This window comes from Arthrobacter sp. 9AX, assembly GCF_902506095.1.
Classification (GTDB): Bacteria; Actinomycetota; Actinomycetes; order Actinomycetales; family Micrococcaceae; genus Arthrobacter.
On record NZ_LR733293.1, the window covers coordinates 1,236,857 to 1,251,426 of the forward strand.

The window sequence follows — 14,570 nt, forward strand, 5'->3', positions numbered from 1 at the left end:
CATGTTAGGGGGTTGAGCTGTGAATGCCCTCAGCCGGCCAACGGCCGCACGCCAATTAGTGCGTGCTCTCGGGGATCTCCACGGGCCGCGGGCTCTTCCACGTGGACTCGCACGGACCCGGCGGGTACGCGGCCGTCTTTCCGGCCCAGGCGATAACCAGTGCGGCGATCACCGGCAGGGCCGCGGCAGCGGGAACCAGCAAAGGCCCGGCCACCACCAGGGCGGCGGAACCGTAGAGCGCGCCGATGGTGATGCCCAGCTGGATGGTCAGGACGGTCAGCCCGTTGGCGGCGTCTTTGTTCTCGCGGCCGGCCCGCAGGATGGCCGACTGGTTGTAGATGCCAATGGCGCCCAGTCCGGCACCCCACACCGTCATCAAAGCGAGGGCGAAGACCAGGCTCCCGCCCACAAAAGGCAACGCCAGCATCGACGCCGCAATGGCCGCCGTCGTAATAAGGAGCGAACGGCGAGGGTGCGAATCGACCGTCATGCCCGCGATCCAGATGCCGATCAGTCCGGCGACGCCCAGGACGGTGAGGGAGAGGCTGATGGCGTAGTCGGGCAGGCCGGCTTCGCGGGTGTACGGGGCGATGTAGGTGAACAGCGCGAAGTGGGCCAGGACCAGCAATGGCCACGCGATGGCCACGGACTTCACGCCGGGCTGGGCGATGGCCGCGCGCATGGACGGGCGGGCCTCGCCGGCGCCGCGGCGGACGGGCGGGAGGAAGAAGCAGCCCAGGACGGCGAGGAGGACGCCGAACCCGGCGAGCGCCAGGAACGCCGAGCGCCAGCCGAGGACCGTCCCCAGAGCGGTGCCGATGGGCGCGCCGATGGCCAGGCCCAGGCTGTTGCCGCTGAACACGATCGCGAGGGCCTTGCCCACCTTGTCCGCGGGAACCACGCGGGCCACGTACGGTGCCATGGTGGTCCACAGCAGCCCGTGCGCCAGGCCGCCCACCAGCCGTGCCACCATGGCGAACGTGAAGTCCGGGGCCAAACCAACCAGTGCGTTGCTGAGCGCGAAGGTCAGCACCAGTGCCACCAGCAACGGCCGTTTCGGGATGTTGGCCAGCAGCCGCGCCGCCGGCACCACCGTCACCACGATGACGGCGGCGTAGGCCGCGGCGAGGTAGCCCGCCACCGGTTCGGACACGTTCAGCCCGGCGCTGATCTGGGGGAGCAGGCCGGACGGGAGGAGCTCGGTGGTGATGGCGGTGAAGGCGATGGTGGCCAGGACCATCATGGCGGCCAGCGGGAATCGCTTGGGCGCCGGCGCGGAAATCGCGGAGGACATTAAGGGAGGTTCCATTCAAGGGGGAGGGAGGTGGGAACCGGGCTCGGCTGGCCCAACAATTCCTCCCATAAGTTTAGCCGGTGGACTAACGGCATCTATGCAGTTCCGCGGTGGCGAGGGTAGCCCTGCTGGTACCACCCACGTCTGCACACAGGCGCGATCTGCGCCAGACTGGAGGTCACTTCCACGACGAAAGCAGACTCCCTTGATTACTCTCCAGCAGGACACCGAAGGCTTTATCCGGATGAACCGGCACTACCCGGCCAGCGTCCGCATCAGGATCGATTTTAATGACGGCAGCACGGGTGAATTCTCAGGCCTTGCCCTCAACAACGCCTACGACGCTGCGCTCGCCGAATTCCGCGCCAAGAACGGCCTGGACGCGCGGGGATTCTCCCGGACGGCTGCGGGCCGGAAGAACTCCGGAAACAAAATCGATTTTGTGCCGGTGCATCCCGGGATGGGGGAGTAGCACTCGCTCAACCCTGGTCTGCAGCGGTGGCCTGATGCGCAATGGTGACCGTCCCGGCGTCGCCGTCAACGAGGATCTGCTGCCCGCTGCTCAGCCGTTGCGTGGCTACTCCGGTGCCCAGGACGGCAGGGATGCCGTACTCGCGGGCCACGATGGAGCTGTGGCTCAGCGGCCCGCCAACGTCGGTCACCACGCCGGAGGCCATCGCAAACAGCGACGTCCAGGCCGGTGTGGTCATGCGGGCCACCAAGACCTCGCCCGGCTCCATCAGCCCGAAATCCTGGGGTCCCCGCAGCACCCGGGCCGGCGCGGTGACCTTGCCGGAGCTCGCGCCGGCACCCTTGATGACGTCGCCGGGCTTCTGCTGCGGGCCTGCGGGCATCATCGAACCGAACGCCTTGTCCATCCAGCGGCTCTCGGGCAGCATCTGTGGGACGGCTGCCTTCGCCTGGCCGTGCCACAGCATCCTCCGCTCCTCCACGACGGCAGCACGGACGGGCTGCGAAGCCCCGGAAATGGCCACCGCCGGCGCAGCCAGCCTGCCCGGTGCCGCGAGACCAAACTCCACCGCACTCCGCAGCTCAGGGAACCGCAGCCAGAACACGTCGTCCGGAGCAGCGACCACCCCCGAGGAAACCAGCCGCCGGCCGAGCTCCAGCAGCATCCCGCGCAGCAGCGGCCAGCCGAGCCCGACGTCAGCCAGCGCGTCCTCCCGGATCGGCGCCGTCTCCTGGGCCCAATTGAGCAGACGGAAAAACAAGGCCCGCCGCCGCGGCCCCAGCCGGCCTGCCACCTCCGAGGTGGCCGACTCCCGGCGCTCGGTCAGCTGCCGCTGCCGCTCATGCGGGTCCGTGCCCTGCCCGCGCAGGTAGAACTTCACCGTCTCCAGCAGGGTGGACGGATCATCGGCCGGCAGCGGGCTGGCGAAGTCCAGGTTGTAGACGGCGTGGCCGTAGAGGTCCAGGTGCTCCTTGAACGTGAAGCGCCATTCCTGCCACAGGACGTCGTCCACGCCAGCCGGCGCCAAACCGGTGCGCTGGCACTCGGCGAGTTCCGCCGTCGACCGCTCCAGCAACGCCGTTGCCAGGCCCGGGTCGCTGCGCGCCCATCCGGCCAGATCAAACAGTGACTTCTCTGCCCGGATCGGTTCGCTGTCGAAGCCGAGCAAAAACACTGTGGCCGGGGGATCGCCCTCGCGCTTGACCACTTTGTCGTAGAACGCGCGGAAGGAGATTTCACTCGTGGCGGCGAGCGGAATGACCGACTGCACGGCGGTGTAGTACATGGTGCCGGCGTCCAGCAGGGCCTGCACGCCCGCCAGCAGTTCCCCGCCAGTGAGCTCCGCCGGAGGCTTCACGGACCAGTCCTTGATCACCCGAACGTACCGGGGATGGGAATACTCGCGCCAGCCGGCCACTCCCATGTGCGCCCTGCCGCGGGCCAGCGAACGCATCGCCGTGACGGACCTGCCCATCATCCGCCACATCGCCGAGCTGCGGTAATAGTAGTAGGCGTAGCCGTTGATGGTGGGCAGCCCGATCTCGCCGTCGCGCAGGATGTTCTTGCCCACGGCCTCGGTCATCAGGGCCGTCAACGAGCGGGAGACCGAGCCGTCGATCATGTCGGCGAACAGCGGCGAGAGCGGATCCGGCAGCTGTTCCACGATGCTTGCACGGAAGTAGAGCCCCTTCGGATAGGGCAGGGGCCAGGTGTCCGGGGTGTCGGCCGCCGGTTCGGGCAGCGCGGTGATGGGCCGGGACTGCAGCAGGTAGAACCGGCCGTGCGCCCGCGCCCATTCGATGTCCTGCGGCGCGCCGAAGTAGTCCGCGATCCGCCGCCCGTGGCGGGCAAGCTCGGCTGCCGCGGCGTCGTCCAGTACGGGCGCACGACGGCGGGCTTCCGCCACCGGCTGCTCGCGGGTCCCGTGCTCTGCGGCGACGGTCATGACTTCCTTGTCGGCCGTCTGCCGCGACACCACGGTGCCGGTTTCGGCGTCGACCACCACATCATCCGTGGTGACCGTGCCGCTGACCACCGACTCGCCCAGGCCCCACGCGGCGCTGATCACCGTCTGGTCGCGCCGCCCGTTCGCCGGGTTGGCGGTGAACATCACCCCTGCTGCATCAGCTTCCACCATCTGCTGGATCACGACGGCGAGCCGCACCTCGTCCGGTCCCACGCCTTCGCGGGCACGGTAGGCCATGGCGCGGGCCGTCCAGAGGGACGCCCAGCAATCGATCACGGCGTCCGTCAGCGCGTCTGTGCCGCGGACGTTCAGGTACGTTTCCTGCTGTCCCGCGAAGCTGGCCGAGGCAAGGTCCTCCGCCGTGGCGGAAGACCGCACCGCCACCGCCGTATTCCCGCCGAGGCGCCCGTAGGCCTCGGCCAGTTCGGCTGCGATTCCGGCCGGTATGGTGCCGGTGCGAAACAGGGTGTGGATCCGCTCCGAGGCAGCCGCATAGTCCTGCGGCGAGGCCTGCGGTGACAGCGAGGCGTGTTCCTGGATGGCTGTGCCCAGGCCGTTGCCGGTGACGAAATCCGAGTAGGCAGCGGTGGTCAGGACAAAGCCCGGCGGGACCGGCAGTCCGGCCTGGATGAGGCCACCGAGGCCCACAGCTTTGCCGCCGGCTACGGCAAGATCGCCGCGTCCCACGTTGCCCAGGTCGTTGATGTACGTCATGACTGCGCCTACTTGCTGCCGGAATTGCCGCCCGGAGTGGAGCTGTTGCCCAACATTCTGGCACTGCCGCAGGCGGGAGGCTACAGCCCTAGGCACGGTGAGCGGTTCAGCGCGGCCTCCGGGCAAGCCCGGGAGCTTTTATGCTCGAACGGAACCCAAGTCCGTGTAGCCGGCGTCGGGCTGCCCGGTCTCGGCCTCGCGTGACTTCATCCGGATAAAGTCCACGTCCTGCTGGCAGAGCGTGGTTTCGCCGTGTGGGTCCTCGTTGAGGGGATGGCCGGTGGCTGCACTGATTTCTGCGGATAACGTTCGCGGCAGGATCACGCAGCCGGGATTATCAATCAGCCACCGCGTCACCGTGGAGGGAAGCCGGTGCCACTGGTCTTGGATAAGCGGTTCGGTCATGGTGTGCCTTCCAGGCGCTGGTTCGCTGGCTGCTTCTGACGGAGAGGGATTTGTTGATTGCCGGAGGCAGGATGTCCAGTCGCAGCGTCCCGGGGTGCTGCGAGTCTACGCCCAAAGACGCACTTCAGACAGGTAATTCCAGGGCAACCTACGGCAGGCCCGGCATGGCAGTGGTAAGTGCCAGGGACGGGGCCGGATATCCGAAGGAGGGACGCCGGCCGGACCGGTAAGCAAAGTCGATGACGGGTTCGAGTTCGTCGAGTACCGTGCGATTCCCGGGGAGGACCACATGGGCCAGGAATTCGGATTCAAGACTGGCAATGCCTGCTGCCACGGCACCGAGTTTGGCGTCTATCGACAGGGACAGGGCGTGCCAGAACCTGCGGTTGGCGCGTTCCAGCATTTTCCCCTTCGCTTCGCGGAGGGGACCCTCCGCTGTGTCCCCTAGGGTTGTCACGCTCCCGTCGGACTCGGGTAGGGAAACTACGATGCGGAATTGCCGTCCGGCACCCCTGAAGGCGAGGGCGCTCCGATTCCCGCGTTGGCTGAAAACAACGTCCGTGGCGCCGTAGTCCACGAGCGCTTGTCTGATGTGTTCCCGTGAAGCGCCGCTGCTAAAGGAGTCGCCCCGGGTGTACGGACTTGTCATCGTCCAACTATGCGCCCTTCGGCCGCTCCTTCCTATGCCCACGACAGCTAGCCTTGCCCGCAGCTGCCCCCGGGGGGAGGCCATAGACTCGGAGGCATGTCAGCGCATGGGGGGATGCCGGCACGGCACCGGGGATTTCTGGCGGTTGCGGCCGCACTGGTTATGGCGCTGGCCGGGTGTGAGTACACCGGCCCGGATGAGCAAGGGGCCCTTGCGTCCTCGCCGCCGGCAACACCACCTGCGGCTTCCTTCGAGGAGAACATGGGTGAAGTGGTGCGCCTGCTCGAGGCGTCCCCATCGGAACCGGGCATGCCGTCCGAGGCGGAGCCGGCCGGCAAACTGTTCCTTGACCTGGCACCGGGAGACTACATGGTCTCGGGCGCGTGCGCTGGGGTTTACGGCGCCAAGCTCACCATTGTTGGAGCCGACGGCGTGCCGGAAGCATCGGCCTTTGAGTGCGGTTCCGGGCTGGACCGCTTCCTCCGGCACACCGGCGGGCCCATCACCATCAGCGCGGTCCCGCCAGTGGGCAAGCCGTCGGCAACGGGGGTCAAGGTGCAGACCAACCCGGACCGGAGGGCGTCGGAACTGGAGGACCTGTCGGAGTGGTCGGACCAGCAGCTGCAGACGCGGATACCGGGCGAGCTCCGCGGTACCAGCGGGGGCAACACCACCACCACGGGAACGCTCATGGCCGAACCCGGCCAGTACGATCTGGATTTCGTCTGCTCAGGACCGTCCTTTACGGAGCTGTCCATATCGACGTCGGCAGGTGAGGAAGTCCTTGCGCCCGTGCGGGTCCCGTGCGACGGGCAGGCGGTCAGGTCGCCCCTGCGGCTGCCGGGCCAGGGCGCAGATCTCACCATGAGCCCGCTGGATGGTGTGGAGGGCCGCTTCGCCTATCGGCTCATTCCAGCCCACCAGCCCTGACGGCCGTCGCGACGAGGCACTAAAGCCAGGTGCCGCCGTCGTACATTACGACGGCGGCACCTGGCTTGGGAACGTTCGCCCGCCTCGGGCGGTGGGCAGCTCAACGGAGGGTTAGTTTGCGGCCTTTGGTCAGGAGCCAGAAGATGAAGCTGGTTTCACCGATGATGGCGAACTGTCCGTACATCGGAGTGAACGCCTCCACGAAGGCCACCCCGAGTGCGTCCAGGATGTATCCCGCGGCGGAGATGAGCAGGAGGACTCCGAAAACTTTGGGGACGAAGGCGGAGCGCAGTTCCAGGCACCCGATCAGGATGAGATGGAGCCCGAACAGGCCAAGGCTGATGAGCCAGATGGTGTGGAACAATTCGATGGCGTGCAGGGCCCGGCCGGGACTTTCCAACAGGGTGTAGGCGTAGGCGAGCTGGCCTGTTGCCACTGCGAAGAGCACCGAGTAGGCGACCCGCAGCCAGGCGGCGGCCGCCGACAGCTGCCGGTTGACGCCTTTGAACAGCGCATACCAGGCGCCGGAGACCACCACATCGATGAGGATGACCACGACGATGCAGGCGACGCCGGCAAGGTAGGCGGTTCCCGACTGCGAAATGTTCTGGGCTGTCTTCGTTGCATCGCCGGGAGTGATGAGCGGTGACACTGCCCCGAAGTAGCCGGCCGTCATGAGGACCACCATGACCACCAGGCCCAGTCCGGATACTGCGCTCGCGGTAGCGGGGGACCAGCTGCGGAAGTCCAGTTTCGATGTGCTCGGCATGGCGGTGTTGCGGGTTCCAGGGAGCGTGCTCATGATCTCTGCCTTACGTTGTAAGTTTATGATGTAAGTAACCTACGCCTACGGTGTAAGGTGAGTCAATGGGGTCGGAAGAAAGAGGGGAAATGCCTGCAAGAAGAGTGCAGCGGACTGAAGGCAGGGAGCGTTTGAACCGGGCCAGGGTCCTGGAAACTGCCATCAGGCTCGCGGATGAGGACGGGATTGAGAAACTCTCGATGCGCCGGCTGGGGGATGAGCTGGGGGTCGAAGCGATGTCGCTGTACAACCACGTCTCGAACAAAGAGGACCTGCTCAACGGGATGATCGATGCCCTTTACGGCGAGATCGACCTGCCGGTCCATGATGAAAGCTGGAAAACCGCCCTGCGAAAGCGCTCGGTGTCGGTGCGGGCAGTCCTGCTGCGGCACCCGTGGGCCAACGGGCTGATGGACTCCGCCACCCACGCCGGACCAAGTACGATGCGGCACCACGACAGGGTGCTCGGGACGTTCCGGAACGGGGGCTTTTCCCTGGCCATGACGGCGCACGCCTTCTCCGCGCTGGACAGCTATGTGTACGGCTTCGCGAAGCAGGAAAAGGCCTTGCCCTTCGACTCGGGCGAAGAGGCGGCCGCCATGGCCCACGTGATGCTGGGGCAGTTGCCGGCCGGTGAGTACCCCTACCTTCACGAACTCATGGCCAAGCATGTCCTCCGGCCAGGTTACAGCTATGCCGAGGAATTCGCGTTCGGACTGGAGTTGGTTCTCGATGCGCTTGAACGGGCCAAGGATTCAACCGCGGAGGGGAAGGCCTAAACAGGCTGGACGGAACGGCGGAGCTTCTGTTCGGCTCCGTGCGCGCGCCGATAGATGAAGTACTCGGCCACCGCCAGGCTGAGGACCCAGGATGCACCAATCAGGAGTGCCCGGGTCAGCTCGGTCACCGGCCCCACCAGGACGATCCAGGGAATGGTCACCACCACGATGGTTCCCTGGGCGATGCCAATGGCGTAGGCCCGGGACATCCACTCACTGTGCCGAACGTAGTTGTGGCGCCGCACCGCGATGAAACCCAGGACGATGAACGCCACCATGGCGGACCCGAACACCAGCCGAAGGATGAGCAGCAGCGGCCCGTCCAGGGGCGGGAGGTCGTAGAAGACTGCCATCCATAAACCGGACAGGGCAGCGAGGAGCCCGGTGGGGGCGAGGATGCGTCCGGCGACTTTGTGCCAGCTTGGCCTGCCACGCTTGCCCCGGCGCAGCGGGGAAACGAACTGGAACGCGCCCAGCACCAGGTACAGCGTGACGGTGGGAATGTGGATCAGCACGGGGACAGGCGAATCGAAGAACCGCGCGTTATCGGGCCTGATCTCGCCTCCGGACAGCTCACCCAGGCGGACGGCCCCGGCGATGATGGGCACGAGGCTGAGGAAAATCAGGGCGGCGGGCACGAGCCACCGGAAGCGGGGGTTTGGACGGATGCGGGGAGCAGTTGCAGGGTTCATGGATTCGCTTCTCTGAAGTGCTGGCGTGGCCTGGGCACGAATTTTCATGCAGGGCTGGCGGCGGATTCAAGGCGTCGGTGGCCGGAATACCGGTGCCCAGCAGCACCTCTTCGGACGGCGTAAGCCCAACCTACTGCACCGGCTTCCGGTAAGCGATAGGCAAGCCTCCCCGACCTGAACGCCGGCCGTGAAAAGCGGCGGGAACCGGAGAAATCGGTCCGCCGGCCATTAGGTATCCCGGGCATATTGACTGCCTGTTGCCGGAGGAATAGCGTCTGCGTTAACGGGGCCATCCACCCCGTTTCCACGGAACGAGGCGCCAGAATCCGGGCCACTCCTGCACGGCGACGACGCCAGGTGAGGAGGGTTCTGTGTCTTGGGAAATGTCCGGAACATACGCGGGCAACTGCACATGCCAGCTGATTTGTCCGTGCCCGGTGGACGGCATGCCCACCGGGCCGGACGGCGAGTGCCGCGGCCTGAATGTCTTCCATATCGCCAAGGGAAACCTCGATGACACGGACCTGTCCGGCGTCGAATTCGCGTTCGTCAACTGGTTCCCCACGCATCTGACCGCGGGCGGCTGGAAGGTGGGGGCCGTCGTCGACGACTCCGCATCCGAAGCCCAGGTGGGCGCCCTGGAAACCATCCTTCGCGGGCAGGCCGGCGGTCCTTTCGGCGACCTCGCTGGGCTGTACGGGGAGTGGCTGGGACTGGAGCGCGCCAAGGTCACGTTCACGGGCGGTGACAGGCCGTCCGGCTCGGTTTCGGACAAGGCCCGGTTCACGTTCGAGCCGCTGCCGGGGCCCGACGGCGGCGTGACCACGGTGAAGAACGCCATGTACGGCTTCGCCCCCGAGTTCCGGATTGGCAAGGCACCGGGGCACGTGGACCTGTTCGGACAGGAGTTTGACGGCGTCTACGGCGAGACGTCCGATTTCGCGTTCGCCAGTGAAATGGCGGAGGGTGCCCCGAGGGGCCGGGGCTGAACGGCCCGGCAGTGGAACGCAGGAGGTTGTTCAGTAGCGGTCACTCAGTGGCGAAGGCCTCCCGCGTTGATCCGCGGGAGGCCGGCCTTGTTGCTGTCCTGCTGGTGCTCGCCGCTGCCAGCTGGGTGTTGACGTTCTCCCAGTTGGCGGGTATGGACATGGGCCCGTGGACGACGCCGGGACCGGTGGGCTTCTTCACGGTGACGTGGGTGGTGATGCTCGCGGCCATGATGTTCCCGTCGGTGGCCCCCATGGTGGTGGCGTACCACCGGATCCAGCGGCACCGGCGGGAGCAGGGACGGTACGCGCCGGCAGGGTCTACGGCCGTGTTCGTGGCCGGTTACCTGGCCGCGTGGACGGCGTTCGGGCTGGTGGCGTACGTGCTTTATGTGTCGGTGGCAGAGCTGGCGCCCGGGCTCTTCGCCCCGGACCAGGGCGGCCGCTACGTTGCGGCGGGGGTCATCATGATCGCCGCCCTGTACCAGCTCACGCCGGCCAAAAACGTGAGCCTGATGAAATGCCGGACACCCATGGATTTCATCCTGCACCGGATGCGGCCGGGCTACACGGGTGCACTCCGGATGGGTGTGGAGCACGGCGCCTGGTGCGTGGCGTGCTGCTGGGCGCTGATGACGGCGCTGTTTGCGCTCGGCGTGATGAGCGTCGGCTGGATGGCCCTGATCGGGGCCTTCATCGCCGGGGAGAAAATGCTGCCGTGGAAGCGGCTCGCCAACCGCTCCGTTGCGGTGGCGCTGGCTGTGATCGCGCTCGGCGTGGCATTTGCCCCTGCGGCGACAACTGGGATGGGAATGTAGGAAAGGAACGGTCATGCCGAAGTATCTGTTTGAAGCGACGTACGTGGGCAAGGGAATCCAGGGGCTCATGCAGGAAGGCGGCACCAAGCGCCGCGAGGCCCTGACCGAGGCACTGAAATCCGTGGGCGGAACGCTGGAGTGCTTCTACTACGCTTTTGGTTACTACGATGTCCTCGGCGTTTTCGATATTCCAGACGATGCAAGCGCAGCAGCGCTGTCGCTGCTGATCAATTCGTCGGGGAACGTCAACGTCCGCCTGAAGCCGCTCCTGACGGTTGAGGACCTCGATGAGGCGGCCAAGAAGTCGCCCACCTACCGGGCGCCGGGGCAGTAGGGGAGTTTGGTCACCAAAGCCAGCGGCCGGGACGCCGGTCCATCACTGCGGCCGTCACCGCGTCACCCTCCACCAGCACCAGCTTGGCCGGGTCTCCCACCGCGACGCCCGGCCGGTCCGCCACAGAAGCAAGCCGCTGCGCTGCGGGATCAATAACGCTGGAGCCGCCAACAGTGGCAACGGCAACGCAGTGCTCAATCAGCTCATCGGCCCGGAACTTGCAGGTGAACGCCGGCCGCCAGGTCCGCGAGACCGTAGCCGTGCCAGATGGTCACCAGCCCCTGCATGCCCAGCGCCTTGGTGCGTTCCAGGATGAGCTGGGCGCTGAACATGCCCAGCTGGTGGCCGGCCAGGTTCCCGGCCGCCGGGACGAAGGGGACATCACCCTGTTCGACTCCGTGGGCACCCCGGCGCGGGACGTCAGGAAGTGCCCGCCCGCCAGGGCGGCGACGATGCAAAGGGCTCCGACGAGCAGGAGCTCCAGGATGTCGTCCGCAGTGGTGACCAACACGAACGGCGGCGGGGCGAACGGAGCCATCAGCCCCAACCGAAGTGCAAGGACCTCCTGGGCACGCCCCGCGGCCTTACGCCGGGCCGTTGTTCCAGCCCGCTCTTCGTCCCGGACAACGTACCTTGAAGAAATTGAGCCACGCATCCGCCCTGGGCCTGCCTCTTGAACGTGCTTCCAGCGGTTGATACATCCCCAGTCCGTTGTTGCCGCAGTGCGGGAGTGGCAAGATGAACGGAGGTGTTGGGCCGCTGCCGCTCACGGGGGTAAGAAGAACGACGACGTGTGCCCGGCTACGCGAGCGAGGCGGCGGTGGGCGGCATGACACAGCACAGCGGGCAGAAGCGGCGGCTACAGGTATCCGACGTCAATATCGTCAACCGCCGCACGCTGCGCAAGGCGCTGGGCGGCACCATCGTGGGCAACACGATGGAGTGGTACGACGTCGGCGTGTTCGGCTACCTCATCACCACCATGGGGCCGGTGTTCCTGCCCGAAGCGGACAGGGCAGTCCAAAACCTGTTCCTGCTGGGAACGTTCGCCGCCACGTTCATCGCCCGGCCCCTGGGCGGCATTTTTTTTGGCTGGCTGGGAGACAAGATGGGCCGCCAGAAGGTCCTGGCCATGACGCTGATGCTGATGGCCGCGGCGACGTTCGCCGTCGGCCTGCTTCCGGGGTACGACGTGCTGGGCATCTGGGCGGCGGTGCTGCTGGTGGTCCTGAAGCTGGTGCAGGGCTTTTCCACCGGCGGCGAATACTCGGGCGCCACCACGTTCGTGTGCGAGCATTCGCCGGACCGGCGCCGGGGCTTTTACGTCAGCTTCCTGGACATGGGCAGCTATCTCGGCTTCGCGGCTGGCGGGCTGGTGGTGTCCGTCCTGCAGCTGATGCTGGGGCAGGAGCAGATGGAAGCGTGGGGCTGGCGGATCCCGTTCCTGGTGGCAGGTCCGCTGGGCGCTGTGGCTGTCTACTTCCGGATGAAGATCGAGGAGTCTGCCGCCTTCAAAGCCACGATGGAGGCCGAAGCCGTGGCGGCCAAGCACCCCGGGACGGGGGAGGAGCTCCGCCCTGTGGGTCCGCTCGGGATCCTGAAGGCGCACTGGCGGCCCATCCTGCTGGCCATGATCCTGGCGGCCGCTGCCAACACCGTGGCCTACGCCCTCACGTCCTACATGCCCACGTACCTCACCACCAATAAGGGCTACAACGAGGTGGAGGGGACGCTGCTGACCCTCCCGGTCCTGGTGGTCATGGCGCTGTGCATCCCCTTCACTGGCCTGCTCTCGGACCGCATCGGCCGGCGCCCGGTGCTGTGGATCGGGGCCTTCAGTACGGTGGTGTTCGCTGTTCCGGCGTTCCTGGCGATAGCGGCGGGCAGCGTCCCGATGACATTGCTGGGCCTGGCCCTGATCGCCTTCCCGGTGGCGTTTTCAGTGCCGAACCTGGCCTCCGCGCTGCCGGCGCTGTTTCCCACCGAGCACCGCTACTCCGCCATGGGCATCGCCTACAACCTGGCCGTCGCCATCTTCGGCGGGACGGCCCCCTTCATCATCGCGGCCCTGATCGGGCTGACCGGCGACGACATGGCGATTGCGTACTACCTCATGGCCGTGGCCGCGGTTGCTGCCGTGGCGATCCGGTTCCTGCCGGAATCGGCCGGGCGGCACCTGCCCGGGTCCATGCCCAGCGTGGAGTCGGAGGAGGATGCGCGGAAGCTGGTGGAGACGCAAGACAGCGACCCGCTGCTGGACGTGGACTCGCTGCCGTTCGAGAGCAGCTTCGAGATCGCGCGGGCGGAGCACAAGGGGCGGCCCGGGAAGCCAAAAGTGATGTGACGCAGGGATGTACGACGGCGGGCTGGCGTTCGTAAGGTCCCCAGGCGGAGTTTCACGGCAACGAACGGGCTATGGGTTCAGCTCGGCGGCGGTGAATGACACCGCGAAACGCGCACACCAAATGCTGACTGAGCTGTAATCGCCCAGCACGGTCCCGGCGGGGATCTGGTGTTCTGGTCGCCCTTGTTCGCCTTGAGCGCGCCCAGATCAAGGTAAGCACCGTCGTCGAAAAGATACCAGCCGTCGAATCCCTCGATCACCGGCGCGTCCGTGAGCCACACCCGCAGGTCCGGGCCGTCGGACGTGTCAAGGCCTTCGAGCCGGAGAATCCGGCTCCCGTCGGGTAGCTCCAGGATCTTCACAGTTCCTGAGCTGGCGTGTTCATGGCTGATGAGTTGGCCCGTTGCCAACTCACGCGGAGCGGCAACGGGCGCGACGGCGGAGGGCGCTGCCGAGGGTCCCGCGGGCTCCGTCGGCCCGGTCGACGGCTCGACGGCTGGCGTGGCAGCAGCCGGAAGATCCTCGATCACAGTTGAGCTCGTGAAGATCCGCCAGGGCTGGAACAGGTACAACCCCACCGTTAATGCAATGGCAGCCACCAGCACTGCAGCCGGAATGACAACGCGCTTTCGCATACCACCTCAACGTCCTGGTTGATGCTGCTGTTCCGGGCCGGAGCGCGGGAGGTCCGCCCTGGCTTTAGGAGACGCTCTTGCCGGAGATATGGTCCGCGGCCAGTAGGCGCAGCGACGGAGCCCGGCCTTTCTCGATGTGGGTGAAGGCGATGGCCTCGGCCAGCCGGTCATTGCCGGCACGGATTGCCTCCAGCAGCCCGTGGTGTTCGTCGGACTGCTGGCGCTGGTCGCGGGCGCTGGTCATGTAGAAAAGCCACGTCATCCTGCCGCTGACGCCGCGCATCAGGGTGGTCAGCAGCGAACTGCCCGCTATTTCGACAATCGCCTCGTGCACCACAGTGGATGTTTCGGCCACTTCCAGCCAGTCCTCGCTGTCTAACGCCCTGTGCTCCGCGTCGATGGCATCGAGCAGCGGCTGCATCGAGGCGCCGGCCGCCACCGACCTGGCGGCTAACCGTGCGGCCAGGGTTTCCAGGCTCAGCCGCACATCGAACAACTCGGTGACATCGGCCGTCGTCCATTCGGCAACCCGCGAGGAGCGGCGCGGAAGGGTCCGCACGAAGCCCTCGTTCTCCAGCTGTGGCAGTGCCTCCCGGATCGGCAGCCGGGAGACGTTCAGTTCCGCTGCCAGTGCGGCCTCCACCAGCCGTGACCCCTGCGGGTAGTGACCCAGGATGATCTGCCGGCGCAGCGTCCGGTAGGTCTGGCTGGTCAGCGAACCCTCGGGGGCTGATGATGTCATGTGGGAGG

15 protein-coding genes and 1 pseudogene are annotated in these 14,570 nt (G+C 66.6%); 7 read left to right on the plus strand and 9 right to left on the minus strand.

Annotated elements, in window-relative coordinates; translation table 11 throughout:
* Positions 1-55: 55 nt before the first annotated feature.
* A complete protein-coding gene (locus BACI348_RS05725) occupies positions 56-1,294 on the minus strand; it encodes an MFS transporter (protein ID WP_159824343.1) in 1,239 nt (412 codons plus the stop codon).
* 205 nt (positions 1,295-1,499) lie between these two features.
* Between BACI348_RS05725 and BACI348_RS05730 the strand changes: the two genes are divergently transcribed.
* The gene (locus tag BACI348_RS05730; protein WP_159824344.1) at positions 1,500-1,766 is read left to right on the plus strand and encodes a hypothetical protein; all 267 of its coding nucleotides are present in this window, start codon (positions 1,500-1,502) and stop codon (positions 1,764-1,766) included.
* Positions 1,767-1,773: 7 nt separating this feature from the next.
* Here the strand turns inward: BACI348_RS05730 and BACI348_RS05735 are convergent, their stop codons facing one another.
* From BACI348_RS05735 to BACI348_RS20620, 3 genes are all read right to left on the minus strand, one after another.
* Entirely contained in the window at positions 1,774-4,446 is a 2,673-nt protein-coding gene (locus tag BACI348_RS05735; RefSeq protein WP_159824345.1) for a PEP/pyruvate-binding domain-containing protein, read from the minus strand.
* Positions 4,447-4,584: 138 nt separating this feature from the next.
* The gene (locus tag BACI348_RS05740; RefSeq protein WP_159824346.1) at positions 4,585-4,851 is read right to left on the minus strand and encodes a hypothetical protein; all 267 of its coding nucleotides are present in this window, start codon (positions 4,849-4,851) and stop codon (positions 4,585-4,587) included.
* A 148-nt stretch (positions 4,852-4,999) separates the two neighbouring features.
* Positions 5,000-5,254, minus strand: a complete 255-nt coding sequence (locus tag BACI348_RS20620) for a hypothetical protein (RefSeq protein WP_236557457.1) — start codon at positions 5,252-5,254, stop codon at positions 5,000-5,002.
* A 342-nt stretch (positions 5,255-5,596) separates the two neighbouring features.
* Between BACI348_RS20620 and BACI348_RS05750 the strand changes: the two genes are divergently transcribed.
* The gene (locus BACI348_RS05750) at positions 5,597-6,430 is read left to right on the plus strand and encodes a hypothetical protein (protein WP_159824348.1); all 834 of its coding nucleotides are present in this window, start codon (positions 5,597-5,599) and stop codon (positions 6,428-6,430) included.
* 100 nt (positions 6,431-6,530) lie between these two features.
* On the opposite strand, the gene BACI348_RS05755 is transcribed toward BACI348_RS05750, so the two are convergent.
* On the minus strand, positions 6,531-7,232 hold the full coding sequence (locus BACI348_RS05755) for a DUF4386 domain-containing protein (RefSeq protein WP_159824349.1): 702 nt from the start codon (positions 7,230-7,232) through the stop codon (positions 6,531-6,533).
* Between the two features lie 89 nt (positions 7,233-7,321).
* Here BACI348_RS05755 and BACI348_RS05760 point away from each other — a divergent pair, with 89 nt between their 5' ends.
* Positions 7,322-8,011, plus strand: coding sequence for a TetR/AcrR family transcriptional regulator (locus BACI348_RS05760; RefSeq protein ID WP_159824350.1), 690 nt, complete (start codon positions 7,322-7,324; stop codon positions 8,009-8,011).
* Here the strand turns inward: BACI348_RS05760 and BACI348_RS05765 are convergent.
* Positions 8,008-8,703, minus strand: coding sequence for a DUF2306 domain-containing protein (locus BACI348_RS05765; RefSeq protein WP_159824351.1), 696 nt, complete (start codon positions 8,701-8,703; stop codon positions 8,008-8,010). The two genes, BACI348_RS05760 and BACI348_RS05765, sit on opposite strands and share 4 nt — an antisense overlap.
* 383 nt (positions 8,704-9,086) lie before the next feature.
* Between BACI348_RS05765 and BACI348_RS05770 the strand changes: the two genes are divergently transcribed.
* From BACI348_RS05770 to BACI348_RS05780, 3 genes are read left to right on the plus strand one after another with little or no spacing between them, the layout of a single operon-like run.
* Positions 9,087-9,692 (plus strand): DUF1326 domain-containing protein, encoded by a 606-nt coding sequence (locus BACI348_RS05770; protein ID WP_159829825.1) that lies wholly within the window; start codon positions 9,087-9,089, stop codon positions 9,690-9,692.
* A gap of 47 nt (positions 9,693-9,739) precedes the next feature.
* A complete protein-coding gene (locus BACI348_RS05775) occupies positions 9,740-10,507 on the plus strand; it encodes a DUF2182 domain-containing protein (RefSeq protein ID WP_236557460.1) in 768 nt (255 codons plus the stop codon).
* Positions 10,508-10,520: 13 nt separating this feature from the next.
* Positions 10,521-10,841 (plus strand): GYD domain-containing protein, encoded by a 321-nt coding sequence (locus tag BACI348_RS05780; protein WP_159824353.1) that lies wholly within the window; start codon positions 10,521-10,523, stop codon positions 10,839-10,841.
* Positions 10,842-11,044: 203 nt separating this feature from the next.
* Here the strand turns inward: BACI348_RS05780 and BACI348_RS20625 are convergent, their stop codons facing one another.
* Positions 11,045-11,299 carry a hypothetical protein gene (locus tag BACI348_RS20625; protein ID WP_236557462.1) on the minus strand — a complete coding sequence of 85 codons (255 nt, stop codon included), beginning with the start codon at positions 11,297-11,299 and terminating at the stop codon, positions 11,045-11,047.
* A gap of 371 nt (positions 11,300-11,670) precedes the next feature.
* On the opposite strand from BACI348_RS20625, the gene BACI348_RS05790 reads away from it, so the two are divergent.
* The gene (locus BACI348_RS05790) at positions 11,671-13,185 is read left to right on the plus strand and encodes an MFS transporter (protein WP_159824355.1); all 1,515 of its coding nucleotides are present in this window, start codon (positions 11,671-11,673) and stop codon (positions 13,183-13,185) included.
* A 69-nt stretch (positions 13,186-13,254) separates the two neighbouring features.
* Here the strand turns inward: BACI348_RS05790 and BACI348_RS05795 are convergent.
* Together BACI348_RS05795 and BACI348_RS05800 are read right to left on the minus strand one after the other, a co-directional pair.
* Positions 13,255-13,820: pseudogene (locus BACI348_RS05795) on the minus strand (DM13 domain-containing protein).
* A gap of 64 nt (positions 13,821-13,884) precedes the next feature.
* The gene (locus tag BACI348_RS05800; protein ID WP_159824356.1) at positions 13,885-14,562 is read right to left on the minus strand and encodes a GntR family transcriptional regulator; all 678 of its coding nucleotides are present in this window, start codon (positions 14,560-14,562) and stop codon (positions 13,885-13,887) included.
* Between the last annotated feature and the right edge of the window lie 8 nt (positions 14,563-14,570).